The 13,740-nt window shown below is 63.8% G+C and carries 7 protein-coding genes; 1 reads left to right on the forward strand and 6 read right to left on the reverse strand.

The window, feature by feature from the left end; all coding sequences use genetic code 11:
• Positions 1 to 47 precede the first annotated feature (47 nt).
• From F0P96_RS10255 to F0P96_RS10275, 5 genes are all read right to left on the reverse strand, one after another.
• Entirely contained in the window at positions 48 to 5,711 is a 5,664-nt protein-coding gene (locus tag F0P96_RS10255) for a cadherin domain-containing protein (protein ID WP_160620222.1), read from the reverse strand.
• Between the two features lie 652 nt (positions 5,712 to 6,363).
• On the reverse strand, positions 6,364 to 7,314 hold the full coding sequence (locus F0P96_RS10260) for a methionyl-tRNA formyltransferase (protein ID WP_151078765.1): 951 nt from the start codon (positions 7,312 to 7,314) through the stop codon (positions 6,364 to 6,366).
• Between the two features lie 90 nt (positions 7,315 to 7,404).
• Positions 7,405 to 7,941: a phage tail protein gene (locus F0P96_RS10265; protein ID WP_151078766.1), complete on the reverse strand. Its 537-nt coding sequence runs from the start codon at positions 7,939 to 7,941 to the stop codon at positions 7,405 to 7,407.
• 54 nt (positions 7,942 to 7,995) lie between these two features.
• Complete coding sequence (locus tag F0P96_RS10270) at positions 7,996 to 8,535, reverse strand: phage tail protein (RefSeq protein WP_151078767.1); 540 nt, start codon at positions 8,533 to 8,535, stop codon at positions 7,996 to 7,998.
• 51 nt (positions 8,536 to 8,586) lie between these two features.
• On the reverse strand, positions 8,587 to 9,123 hold the full coding sequence (locus F0P96_RS10275) for a phage tail protein (RefSeq protein WP_151078768.1): 537 nt from the start codon (positions 9,121 to 9,123) through the stop codon (positions 8,587 to 8,589).
• A gap of 872 nt (positions 9,124 to 9,995) precedes the next feature.
• Between F0P96_RS10275 and F0P96_RS10280 the strand changes: the two genes are divergently transcribed.
• The gene (locus tag F0P96_RS10280) at positions 9,996 to 12,968 is read left to right on the forward strand and encodes a sensor histidine kinase (RefSeq protein ID WP_235917450.1); all 2,973 of its coding nucleotides are present in this window, start codon (positions 9,996 to 9,998) and stop codon (positions 12,966 to 12,968) included.
• A 28-nt stretch (positions 12,969 to 12,996) separates the two neighbouring features.
• On the opposite strand, the gene F0P96_RS10285 is transcribed toward F0P96_RS10280, so the two are convergent.
• The gene (locus F0P96_RS10285; RefSeq protein ID WP_160620218.1) at positions 12,997 to 13,632 is read right to left on the reverse strand and encodes a response regulator transcription factor; all 636 of its coding nucleotides are present in this window, start codon (positions 13,630 to 13,632) and stop codon (positions 12,997 to 12,999) included.
• Positions 13,633 to 13,740 lie beyond the last annotated feature (108 nt).

The following is a 13,740-nucleotide window of genomic DNA, read 5'->3' on the forward strand; positions in this document are numbered from 1 at the left end:
CCCGACCATTTGGCCGGGCTCGTTGTCGTTTGCAGGCGGAAGGTAACCTATTCGTGTAGCACCTTTAGCACGGTGCGCTTGCCGCCGTGCTGAATGCTGAGCGAATACAGACCCGTGGGCAATTGGCGGCCCATCACCAGCGGAAGCACGTTCGGGCCTGCGTTCAGGTCGGCGCGCTGGGTTAGTACCGGGCGGCCCACCGCATCGTAGAGCGTGAGCGTGGCCGGGCCGGCTGCTTTGGCGGTCAGGCGCACCTGCAAGGTTTCGCCGAAGGGGTTCGGCGAAGCCGACGCCAGGGTTGGCTCGGCACCCTCTACCTGAAGCGTCCGGACGGGCGAAAGGCTGAACTGGCCGTCGGTATCTATCTGCCGCAGGCGGTAGTACAGCAGCGCGGTGGCGTAGCGGCTCAGCTGGGCGTCCACAAATTGGTAGTCGTGGCGCTGGCTGGTGCTGCCGTAGCCTTCCTTCGAGCCAATTTGGGTGAAGTTTTTGCCGTCGAGGCTCACTTCCACCTCAAAGCGGGCGTTGTTTTTCTCCGAGGCCGTGGCCCAGCGCAGCAGCGCGTCGGTGCCTTTGCGCTCCACGGCAAACTCGAGCAGCTCCACCGGCAGCGGCGACGAGCCGAAGGTGCCGATGACGGTTTGGCTGAACGACGTGATGCCGTTGAAGGTCACCGTACCGGTAGCCGCGTTGGCCGACGCGGCCGGAATCGAGGCATCGAACGCCCCGTCGCTGTTGCTGGCGCGCTTGAAGAGCTTCAGGTTCGACGGCGAGTTTGCATCGGCGGGGCTGATGTCGACGGAGCTAAGCGTGTAGGTAATGTTGGCCGAGAAACTGCTGGAGCTGTAGCGGTTCACAATCCAGTAGGCCTTGTTGAACGTGCGCTGCAGACCAGTTTCCGTGGGCTGGGTGCTCTGCGGCTTGCCTTCCAGGCGGCTCACTACCACGTCGTAGGGCGTAGTGCCCGCCGATGTAAAGTTGATGGCCACGTTGGTACCCGGGAAGGTGTAGGGGCCGTTGCCCGTTACCGATACCAGACTGCTCGTGCCGTAGCCCACCGGGGCGGTGCTGCTGGTGCGGGCCACGGAGCCGTTGAACGTGCCCACTGCGCCGCTCACCATATCCGTAGTCGTCGTGCCCGTGTCGTTGAACTGCAGGTACGATACCAGCCCATCCTCCAGGCCGTTCAGGGTGAGGTGGCGGCGGCGGCGGATGTCGGCCAGATCCAGAGCCTTGTTCCACTGCCGGACTTCGTCGATGTCGCCTTGGAAGATGCTGCCGCCGGCCGTGCCCGTGAGGGAGCCTACGTAACGTACCGGCGTTGCCACGGGGCTACCCGCCGCGTTGTCGTTGCCACGTTGCAGCCCATCCACGAACAGGGTCAGGTTGGTGCCATCGTAGCGGGCCACGATGTGGTACCACACGCCGGCCGTGAGCGAGTTGTTGCCGAGGTTGATGCTGCGCAGCGCCGTACCCGTGCCAAAGCCTACCTCCAGGGCCAGGCGTGTGGAAATGGCAATGTAGGGGGAGCGTTGGTTCTGGCCACCCGCTGGTTCCTGGCCCAGCACGCCAATCAGCGTGTTGCCGGTGCCGGTCTGCGGCTTCACCCACACTTCCTGGGTGTACGCGCTGCTAAAGTTCGGCGCCGGAGTCGTGGCGCTTAGCTCGATATAGCCGTTGGTGCCGTTGAAGCGCAGGGCATCCCCAGCCACGCGGCTGGTGCGCAGCACCTGCCGGCTGCCAGCCGGGGCCGGGTTGGTGGGGGCATAGGCCGTGCCGCCGATGGTCAGGCCGGTTGCCGTGGCGTCGAGCAGGTTGCCGTTGGGGGCGCTGGCATCCACGTCGTACACCAGCCAGAAGTAGTTGGTGCCGGTGCTCAGCTGCTGGCTGCCGCTGATGGCAAAGGCGCCGTTGGGATTGACTACCGCACTACCGAACGCAGTAGTAGTAGCAAAGGTGCTGCTGGTGCCCGTGTAGAACACCCGCGCCGCGTCGATATTCGCCACCGCCGTGGTGCCGGTGGTGGTAAACGAGAACGACTGGGCGCTCAGCGGCAGGTCGGGGCCACCGCCGATGACCACGGCCACCTGCAGAATGGCCTGGTTGGTGCTGCCCGGCAGCACGCGGGCCGTGCTGACCTGGCTGGCCGCGCTGCTGGTGTAGGTGGCCGGGTTCGGTACTATGAAGTTGTTGGTATTGGAGTTGGCACTGACGCCCTGGCCGCTGAGCTGAGCCGTAGCGTACACCGTGTGGCCGCCCACCGTCAAGGGTTGGTTGGAGGGATGAACAAGCGTCCAGTTGCCGCTGGCATCGGCCGTAGTTGTGCCGCGGTTGGTGGCGTCCACGTACACCGTGACGGTGCTGCCGGCCGCGGCCGTGCCGCTGTAAGTCGGCAGGTTGCTGGCCACGGTGGCGCCGTTGGTCGGCGTGGTTACCACCGGGGCGGCTGTCCGCACGAACGTAACGCTGTACGAGTTGCTGGCCGAGTTCAGGGTGCTGTTGGCATCCTGTGCCACGCCCGCCCCCAGGCTCACCGTAGTAGCCGTGCCGGGCGTGGCGGGCGTTGCGTTAAAAGTATAGGGACCGGCGCCGCTGCCGCTGAAGCTGGCGCTGACCACGCTGCCGCCCGTCACCGTCACGTCCGCAGCCGTGAAGCTGGTACCCACGCTTTGTGAGAAGCTCACCGAGAAGGGAATGGGCGTGGTGCCGGTGGTGCCACCCGTGGCGGCAGCCGGGGAGCTGACGGTAGCCGTCAGGGCCGGGGCCGTCACGCTGAAGGTGGCCGAGGTGAAGGCTTCGTACGTGGGGGTCGAATTCGGCTGAATGGTGCCGATGAGCACGTTGTTCGCGCCGTCGAAGAGGTACACGTTTAGCACCTGGTCGCGGGAGGTGTAGGCGCGCTGAATCGCTTGGAAGCTCACTTGGTAGGAGCCCGTGGGCACGGCCAAGGCTTGCGACATGCTGCCGTTATTGCCATTGGCGCTTTGCAGCAGGGCCACCGCGTCGCCTGCCGCGGCCGTCGAGCCAAAAGAGCTGCCGTTGCGCGAAACGCCGGCCTGGGTGCCGAAGCTCCAGGGCGACGCTACCACGGAGGGCGCGTACAGGTAGCTGGCGGCCGGCACGTTGTTGGTTTCAAAGCTGCCGTTTTGCAAGCCATTGGGCACCACCGTGCTCGTGCCGCTTTGCAGCACCTGCACCACGTCCACGAAGGCCGTCACGTCGCCGTTGCCGCTGGCCGAGCCGGCGGCCTGAATACGCAGGGTGGGTGCCGCCGGGAAGCTCTTGATGATAGTGTAGGTTTCGCCGGCCGTATAGGGCACGTTGGTGACCGTGGGCGAAATGCTGCTGGTGTTCTGCACGTTCAGCGTGAGCGTGCCGTCGCCGGTGCCGGTGTTGACGACCACCGTGTAGGTCGTGCCCGAGCCCGAGACGCTGAACACCGTGGCGCCCGTATTACTGGACACCGAGAAGTTGCTGGTCGTAACGCCCGTTACGCTGCTGGCGAAAACCACCCGGTAGCTCACCTGGGCCGTAGCCGTGGGCGAGGGCGTCAAGCGCGTCACCGAAGTAACCGTGGTGCTGGGCGGGCTGTAGGTGAGGCTGTATGGCGCTGGCGCTGCGGTGTTGAAGTTGCTGGCCGCGTCCTGGACCACGTTAGCAGGCACGTTCACTGTCGTGGCCGTGCCGGGCGTGGCGGGCGTCACCGTAAAGGTGTAGGTGGTGCCGGGGCTAGTGCCGTTGACCACGCCGCCGGTAATCGAGCCGTTGGTCACCGTCACGTCGCCGGCCACGAAGCCCGACACGTTTTCGGAGAAGGTCACCGTGAACGGAATCGGCGAAGTGGTGGTCGTGCTACCCGAGGCGCCGGCCGAACTGCTGATGCTGACCGAGGGCCGCGTGTCGTCCACATCGTTCAGGTTCACCGTTACGGTAGCCGAACTGGTCAGCGCACCGTCCGACACTTGCACCGTCAGCGCGAAGGTCGGCGTGGTTTCAAAGTCGAGGGCCGCCGCATTGGCTACCTGCAGCGAGTTGCCGACAAAGGTGAAGGCCCCGCCGGTGTTGCCGGCTGTTATGCTGAAAGTCAGCGTCGTTCCGGCATCGGGGTCCGAGGCCGCTACGGTGCCCACGGTGGTGCCGTTGGCCGAATTCTCGTTGATGCTAAAGGTCTGCGAGCTGATGCTCGGCGCCTCGTTCACGTTGGTCAGGTTCACCGTCACCGTGGCCGAGGCGCTGCGGCTTGGAATGCCGTTGTCGGCTACCTGTACCGTCAGCGCGTAGCTGGGTGTAGCCTCGAAGTTGAGCTGGGCGCTGTTGGCAACCGTAATCTGACCGGAAGAGGCATTGATGGCAAAAGCGCCGCCGGTGTTGCCCGCCGTAATGGAATAGGTCAGCGTTTGGCCCGCGTCGGGGTCGGAGGCTGTAACAACGGCACCTACGTTGTTGCCGTTGGCCGCGTTTTCAGCAACGGTGCGTGTCTGACTGCTGATGGTCGGGGCGTTGTTGAGCGTGCCCGTCACCTGAATCAGGTCCATGGCAAACTCTTCCTGCCCATCGCAGCTCAGTTCGATCTTGAAATCAACCGAAGCACCCGTCACCGCGGTGGGCAGGGCCAGGGCCACGTTTTGCAGGGCCGAATTCAGCGTTACGCCGTCAGGAGTTCCGTTCAGGTCGGCGTCGCGCTGCAGTTCGCTGCTGCCGTTGCCGTAGAAAGCCCCAAACAAAACCCACGAACCGGCACCGACGCGGTAATAGAACTTCACGTTGTCGTCGGTTTCCCACTGCGCGGCCTGGCCCGTACCCAGCCGGACGTTGAAAACGAGGCTCCCGTAGTTGGTGGCATTCACCGGGGCCAGCTGCAGCGTGCCGATTTTGAGTGGGTCAGGATTCGACAGGTTTTGGGTGCCTTCGCCGTACCAGTACCACGTGTTGCTGATGTTGCTCAGCGTCGCGGGCGAGTACACCTGCGCGCTGTTGTTGGGGTTGGCCGGCGGATTGAAGTTGGTGCGTACCCAGGCCAGCGTTGCGTCTACGAAGGAGTTGGATGCGTAGCGGGTGCCTTCGCCGTTGGTGGTGAAGTCTTCCGTGTAGGGCAGGGCCGCCGCCGCGTTCAGCGTCGTGGTAAAGGCAATGGTGCGTACCTGCCCGTTGGATGTATTGGTGCCGTCGGTGACGGTAAAAAGTACCGTGCGGTTGCCCCCGGTGGCGTTAGTTGCGTCGGAATTGCGGTAGGTAATGCTGCGAAGCAGCGTCTGGTAGTTGGCCAGCGACGACGTGCCGGTAAATGTGATACTGCCGTTGCTGAAGCCGGTGGTGCTGATGCCGCTGCTGCCCGGAATGGAATAAGACAGCACGTCCTGCCCGTTGATGTAATTGGTCTGAATGCTGACGGTGGCGCCGGCCAAATTCGCGTTGTCGGAGTCGGTAATCGTAATAGCGTTGGTTACCTGCGTAGCGGCCTGCCCTTCGCTGTAAGGCAGGTTGGTGGTTTCAATATTGGCCAGCACCGGGGCCGAAGTAGCGGTGGCAGTACCGGTTATCGTGATTTTATCGAAAGCCAGCTCCTCGGTGCCGCCTTGGTAATCGGCTTCTATTTTAATGTAAAGCGTGCTGCCATTGACCGATGGGATACTGAACGAGTAGTCAGTCAGCGTAGAGTAAAGGGTATTCGAAGTAGTAGAAGCTCCCTCGTCATTCGAAAATCCATCCAAGTCAGTATCCCGTTGTAGATAGCCCAATGAGGTAGTGCTAGTGGGGTTATTGCCAACGAACTGCCCGATAGTATTAAAGGTGATGTTATCATACGAATACTGAATACGCACGAAATCATCTCGCTCCCACTGTGCTACTGCTCGTGATACGCCGTTAATATCCGTTGACCCAGGTCCTCGGGCGTCTGCCAATCGTACCGATACTGACAGATTGGTGTAGCCGCTTATGTTTCTGCTCACTATCACAAAGCCTGCTGGTCGTGTAGGAGTAGTCGAGGTTCCACGCACCGCTTCAGCAGCCCAGAACCACGAGCCGTCCACGTTGCCAATGCTTATCTGGCCGCCGTTCGGACCGAACGAAGGGTTGCCCGTCGCAGCGTTGACCACGGGATTATCTTCACGTGTGAAGTATTCGGTGGTATTCGATGCGCTCCGAAGGTCGAAGCTATTCGACGTGTAGCGGACCCCTTCGCCATTCGATTCAAAGCTCTCGGTATACGGCAACTGTGCCCAGGCGCCTAGCCAAGCTCCGAGCACCAGTAAGAGCGTCAGTAAAAGTGTTTTCATAGCAAAATGGAAAGAGAAAATGAGAGCAAAGGTACCTCAAACGATGGGCATCTTACCTCGTGTGGGTTGATTTTTAGCGGTGTGGTTAGCTGTATTCCAGCGCAGTAGTCAGCAGCGTGCCCAGTACCTCGCCGGCCTGAATGCCCAGCGCGGCCAACTGCACCCCGGTGAAATACCCTTCGTCGAGTGCGGCCATGTCCACTCGCAACACTTGTCCCCCGCCGCAGGCCACCAGCAGGCCTTCGGCCGCGGTGGCCCGCACAACGGTGCCGGGCGGGGCGGGCACGGTAGCCGGCAGAGGCGTCACGCCGAGCAGGCGCAGCGGCTGGCCGCGCAGGGTGGCCAGGGCGCCGCGGTTCCAGGGGTTGGCAGCCCGCACCAGCCGGTGAATGGCTTCGGCGGGCTCTTCCCAGTTCACGCACAAGTCCTGCAAGGTGGCCCGGGGCCAGTAGCGACCGGGGCCTTGGGGCTCGGGCACTAAAGCAGGTGCTTCCCCGCGCAGGGCCGCCACCAGCCGCCGCCCCACGGCCACGGCCCGCCCGGCTAGCTGGGCACGGTGTAGTCCGTGCGTGTCGTGCGGCCCAATAGGTACCGGCTCTGTGAGCAACACGGGACCGGTATCGAAATCGGCTTCCATGCGGTGCAGGGTTACAGCCCCGGCTTCCTCCCCGTTCTTGATTTGCCAGAACAACGGCTCCGGCCCCCGGTAGTCGGGCAGAGCCGCAAAGTGGACGTTCAGAAAACCCAGCGGCGGCACCTCCAGCACGCGTGCCGGAATGCGCCACGGAAACGTGAGTACCAGCACGGCCTGCGGGGCCACGGGCGTCAGCCAGGTTTGTAGCGCGGCCGTCAAACCCTGGCGGTGCAGGCGCACCACCGGCAGGCCCAGCCCGGCCACCATAGCAGCCAACTGGTCGGTTTCTTCCTGCGGCGGGGCTACGGGAACGGCCACGCTGGCCACCACACCCTGGTTCACCAAGTCGAGGAGCATGGGCCAGCCCAGGGCACTGCTGATGATTACGGCCAACGACGGCATAGCTTCGGAGAAAAAAACGCTTGCCGCGCCGGCACCGGGCAGACGTGCCCGGCACCGACGCGGGTGCGTACGGTAAGCAATAAGGCCGCGCTAGTTGCGCGACGGGAAGACGCCCTGCACCGCAATCATGTAGTTCATGGCAATGAAGGGTTGGCGGTTTTCGTGGGGTTGGCTGCCGCCAGCGTTGTCGGTAGTGCCCTGCACTGCACCGGCAGCCATTGTGGTATTGGCCGTGCCGATGCCGAACTGGTTGTTCTCGCTTTTCGACATGTAGTTGCCGAGCGGCGACGTGTTGTCCGGGGCCCCGGTAGTGTGCAGCGTGCCGGTGAGGCTGTGCTGGTGGGTAGGTAGCTGCTGCGGGTTCAGGGCTACACCCTCGGTGCCGCCTACTTGCCCAGCTACATACGTGGCCGAGCTAGCCCAGGACCGACCGGTGCCCACAGCGATGCGCCCGCGCAGATCAGGCAGTTTGAAGGTCTGGATGCCGTCGCCGCCGTAGGTTACGCCAAGCAAGGAGTACAGCGCCTGGTTCTGGCTGATGGCTATGGTCTGGCCTTGGCAGAGCATCCAGCCTCGAGGGGCAAAGCCAAAGCCGGCTAGGCGAATTTCGCCGATGTAAGGTTCCATAAAAAGGAAGGGAATCGGTAAGAGAGAAGGAAAAAGGTTCGTGCCGGGAGCGGCCTAGTCTTGCGAGGGGTACACGCCAGACCAGGCAATGATGTAGTTGATGGCCGTGACGGGCTGAATGTTGTTGTGGGGCTGGCTGCCGCCCACCGGGGCCGCGGTGCCCGTAACTTCGCCTGCGCCCATCGTGGCCGTGGTACCGGGTGTGGGGCTGTAGGCGTCGTTGGCACTGGCCGCCGGCAAGGCGTTGGTGGGGTCGGCAATGCTGGTGCCCCCTTTCAATGCCTTGATGGTCGCCTTGCCAACGTGGTTATGCGCGGGCATTTGGGGCGAGAGGAGGGTCACGTTTTCCGTACCCCCCGTGGCGCCCTGCGGGTAAAAAGACAAGCCTGCGCCCTGGCCTTGGCCTACGATGACGCGGGACTGCATGTTGGGCAGCGCAAACGTTGTCATTCCGTCGCCGCCGTAGGTAGTGCCCAGCAGGTTGAAAAGGGCATCGTATTCGGAAATGGCCAGCAGCTGGCCCTGGCACAAAAACCAACCTTGGGGGGCAAAATTGCCGGCGAACATGCGAATTTCTCCGAGGTAATTTTCCATGTAGTGCGTAGAAGTGTAGCGGTGAAGACGAGGATAAGCAACTCAGCCCGCTTAAGGGCGCTGCGGAAAAATGCCGTTCAGGCAAATGGCGAAATTCAGCCCTAGGTAAGGCATCATGTTGGGGTGAGCCTGGTCGCCGCCCGCGTTGCTGGTGGTGCCCGATACCGACGCGGCCGCCATGGTAGTTGCCTCCAGGTTTTCAGAATACTGCGACGCTCCCGAGTTGGCGAAGTAATTATTGTCGGGAACGGCTGCGGCCCCGGCGCCGTCGCTCACCTGCACCGTGCCCGCGAAGCCGTGCGCGTGCGCCGGCATCTGCGCCAGCTGCAGCGTTTCCGCTTCTGTGCCTTCCATCTGGCCGGGGTAGTATTGGGTCAGTCCCGCACCCTGGCCAGCGCACACGGGGGCGCTGCCGCACAGGTTAGGCAAAGCAAAGGTCACCCGACCATCGCCGCCGTACATCGTACCCAGTATCGAGAACAAGGCCGTGTTTGAGCTGATGGCCAGCAACTGCCCTTGGCATAGGGCCCAGTTGTGCGGCGCAAAGCCGAATCCGACCGGGCGGATTTCACCGATAAATGCGTCCATTGAAGAAGTGTTGAGAAAGAAAAAGGGTTAGAGGAGAAAGGGTGAGAAAGGTCAGGGAAGCGACAATGCGCGGTTTAGCGGGCTGCTAGAAACCAAGCGACTACAGCCAGCGGCTGGCTAGGGTAAGAGGAAAACACGAATCAGATAAGCGCCGCCAACTGCCGGGCCGGGTAGCTGCGCAGGGTACGATGAGGGGTGACTACAAGCGGATTAGCGCAAGCAAACGGTACAACAAGCAGCGTTAAAACCATGGTGGTGGCTTAGAGAATGGCGCCTTGGCGCCGGATATGCACGGACAGTCGAAAAACAAAGGCCCGCACCGGCGGGTAAAAAGCTGACACCGAGGCCAAAGACACGGGCATACAGCCAACAAGTACTGCAGAGAACATCCCCGCGGGGGCAGGGTAATAGGCAATAGAATCTTCTAACGAGTGGCTAAAGTTGGGAAAAGGAATTGACTTTTTCGAGTGGTATTGAAAGAATCTTCCATCCCATAATGGGAATACTACTACTCGCAAAGCTAAATGCCAATTCAGGCGTGGGATTGGTAGGCAGCCAGCGTTGCTATTCTGTGTTGCTAAAGTGCCGCGTTGCAGGAAGCGTGGCAGCCGAAAGGCAGTGAAAAGGTGGTTGTGGTAGGTGAACGTCGCGTTTTTGGTATGCGAAGCTTACTTCAGGCTCAGCCACTACCTGGATCTGCCCATTAGCCACGAGCAGCTCTGGCAAAACTGCCGGACGTAAACAGCTTGCGAAACAAGGGTGTCTCATTGTCCCCATTTCACCAGTACGGCTTGGCGAAGCGGCTGCTGCCTCGTCTGAGAATGGGCCACTACATGCGGGTCCTGTTGCTACCTTCGCAACCGGTGTTTACTATGTCGGTGCGCGCGCATTCTTCTCTTCGTTGGCTGCTGGTTGCGTGGCTGCTGGCGTGGGCTACGCAGGCCCAAGCCCAAGCCTGGCAGCCAGACGCAGTGCTGCACCGCTTGCTGATTCACCAAATGGCGCAGGACCGGACCGGCCTGCTGTGGGTGGCGGCCGACGAGGGCGTATTCCGCTACGACGGCTACGATCTGGTGCCGTTGGCAGCGTTGGCTCCGGCTGCCGGCTCTGGCTTCGACCACGCCCAAGCCTTGGCGTTCGACTCCGAACACCGGCTGTGGCTGGGCTGTGCCCGTGGGCTGTTTCGGCTGCACGGTACCCGTCTGGAGCAGCTAGCCTTGCCCAAAGTAGGGCACCGGCCCACGCAAATCAATGCCTTGCTCCGGCACCCTCGCACCGGCGCCCTGTGGGTATCCTACGGTGACGGGTTGTTGGCCGTTTTTTCCGCTTTGGGCGGAGCCGGCCGCTCGGTTGCGCTGCCATTTTCCGATGCCGCCGCGTGGCTTTCCCCCGCCGCCGACAGCGCCGTATGGGCCGTGTCGGCGATGCACCGGGTTGCCTACTGCACCGCTGCGCAAGGCAGCCGCTTGCAACCGTACCAGCCATTGGGCCAGTTGTTGCCGGTACCCGGTACCCATCCGCAGCTGTTGGTAGGTACCTATGCGCTGCACGAAGAGCAGCCCGACGGCACCCTGCGCGAACGGTTACGCTGGCTACCCGGTGCCGACGAGCCCAACTTCCGGCCCGGCCAACAAGGAAATACCTGGCAATGGGTGGCTGCCGGCCAGCTGGTACAGTTACAATGGGAACCGGGCCACCACTTGCCGCAAGTACAGCTGAGCCCGGCCGCTTTCGAGCGCGCCGGGCAGCTGCCCCGGCAATACGCGGTGTTTACAGATGCCAACGGCTTGCGCTGGAGCACCAGCAGCGGGCAGCGCGGCTGCTACAAGCAGCGCGTCGGGGCCGAGTCGGTGGAGGCCCTGGCGTCGCGGCCGCTGCGCCGCTATAGCACCCGCGCCATCACGCGCCTACCCGATGGACGCCTGCTGGTGGGGGCCTACGGCGCAGCCCTGGTGCAACCCGCCGACAGTCCCCGCGCGGCGCTTCGGCCGTTGCCGCTGTGGGAAGACGGCCGGCCATCCGCCGCCATTTTTCTGGATGTGCTGCGCACGCGAAGCGGCCAGGTCGTTTTCGCCGAAGAAAACCACCCCTTTGGGCAACTGGACCCGGCCACGGGACGACTTCGCCGGCTGGCCATGCCGGGCGCCACTTTCACGAGCAGCCTGTGCCTGCAGCAAGACGCCGCGGGCACCGTATGGGGCGGCACCAATCGCGGATTGTTTCGCTTGGATCTTGCCGATGGGCGGGTTCAACTGTACACCCGGCCCGCCGATGCCACCCCGTTGCCTTTTGCGCAGCAGGAAATTCAGGAAATAGTATCGGCACCCGGCGGCTGGCTCTGGCTGGCTACCAGCAGTGGGCTGTATCGGCTGCATCCTGCCACGGGCCGCCTGGAGCATTACGGCACCTCCGAGCCGGCCTCCCACCGCCTTCCCACCGATGCCTTGTTGTGCGTGTGGGCTGCGGCCGACGGCGCTGCCTGGGTGGGCACCCGCGACCAGGGCTTGCTGCTGGTGCGGCCGGGGCGGGGCCTGATTCGCCAGCTCACCACGGCCACGGGCCTGCCCAGCAACACCGTGGCCACCGTGCTGGCCGATGCCAGCGGCGACCTGTGGTGCGGCACCTACGCCGGGCTGGTGCACTACAATCCGCTGCGTCAGCGCCTGGCGGTGCTCAACGAAACCGATGGATTAACCGACGCAGAACTCAACCGGCAATCGGCGTGGCGGGCGCCCGACGGCAGCCTGTATTTTGGGGGCGTGGGCGGGCTGCACCGGGTGCGTCCGGGGCAGTTTGCCGTCAGCACGCTGCGGGCACCGCGCTTGCTGCTGGCTAGCTATACCCAGCACCACAGCCGCACCGATACCGTGCGCACACACTTTCTGGCGGGGGCCGCGCCGCTTTTCACGTTGGCTCCGGCCGATGCGTTTCTGGAACTGAACTTGGCGCTGACCGATTTTCTGGCACCCGAACAGGCCCGCTTCGAATACCGCCTGTTGGGCAGCTCCGATACCCGCTGGAACCCCTTGGGCAGTACCCATGTGCTGGCATTGCGGGGCCTGCTGGCGGGGCGTTACCAGCTAGAGGTGCGCGGCGTTTCCGGGCGGGGCCTACCGGCCCAGAACCAGCTGCGCCTGCCCGTGGTGGTAGAGGCGGTGTGGTGGCGGCAGCCGTGGGCTTGGCTGCTGGGAGCCGCGGCAGCGGGGGCTGTGCTGTATGGCCTTCACCGCCGCCGGCTGGCCCGCGTGCGGCGCGAGGAGCGCCTGCGGAGCCGCATTGCCGCCGACCTCCACGACGAGGTGGGCACCCTGCTCACGCGGGTAAGCCTGCAGGCCGAGCTGTTGCGTCAGACGCAGCCCGAGGCCAACCCCACGCTGGAACGTCTGCTCAGCAACAGCCGCCAGGCCGCCGGTACCATGCGCGACATCGTATGGGGCATTGATGCGGCCGCCGACTCGGTGGGAGCCCTGCTCGACCGCATGCGGGACCACCTCGACCAAACCGCCGCTCCCGCCGGGCTGGCCACCGAGCTGCACGTGCGCGGCCTGCGCGATGCGCTGCCCCTGCCGCCCGAGCTGCGGCAGCACCTGTACCTCATTTTCAAGGAGGCCGTCAGCAACGCCGCCCGGCACGCCCGCGGTGCCTCGCGCCTCGACGTGACGCTGGCGCGGGAAAGCGGCTGGCTCACGCTGCTGGTGGCCGACGACGGACAGCCCACTGGCACGGCCACCCGCAGCGGCATGGGCCGGCGCAACATGCAGCAGCGGGCCGATTTGCTGGGCGGAACGCTCACGGCCGACGCGCAGCCGCAGGGCTTTGTGGTGCGGCTGCGGGTGCCGTTCTGATGCTTATCGGGAAATGCCACCCGGCGGCTCAGAGCTGCCCGCGGGCGTGGCGGCTCACCAGCTCGGTGCGCGAGCTGACCTGGAGCTTCTTGTAAATGCGCTTGACGTAGGTGCGCACGGTTTCCACCGAGAGGTCGAGGCGGGCGGCTACCTGCTTGTCGCCGAGGCCGTCGACGATGGCCTGCACCACGTCCCGCTCGCGCTCCGACAGCAGGTCGGTTTGCATGGCGGGGCTGGGCTTGAAGTGGGCCAGCACCTTGCGGGCCACGGCCCGGCTCATGGGCGCGCCGCCGCTGGCCACCTCCAGCACCGCTGCTTTGATGTCGGCCAAGGGCGTGTTTTTGAGCACGTAGCCCGAGGCCCCGGCGCAGAGGGCGCGGTAAATGCGGTCGGCGTCGTCGAACACGGTTTGCATGAGCACATCGGCCTCGGGCAGGCGCTGCTTGATGAGGGGCAGCGCGTCGAGGCCGCTCATGCCCGGCAGGTGAATATCGAGCAGCACTACCTGAGGAGGCTGCGCCAAGTCGGGCAGCTCGGTCAGAAAGGCTTCCACCGAATCGGCCACCAGCACGCAGCTGAGCTCGGGCTGCCGGCAGAGGTAGCCGCGCAGCAATTCGCGCACTTCGGGGTCGTCTTCGACCAGGGCCAAGCGGATGGGATTCATGAACGCAAAGGACGGGATACTGGGAGGCGGGACCAAGCCGGGGCACGTCCCCAAATGCGGTACAAGATGCAGTTGCCGGCAGGATTTTGCCTTGGTAGGTTTGCATTG

The sequence above is a fragment of the Hymenobacter busanensis genome (assembly GCF_008727865.1).
Classification (GTDB): Bacteria; Bacteroidota; Bacteroidia; order Cytophagales; family Hymenobacteraceae; genus Solirubrum; species Solirubrum busanense.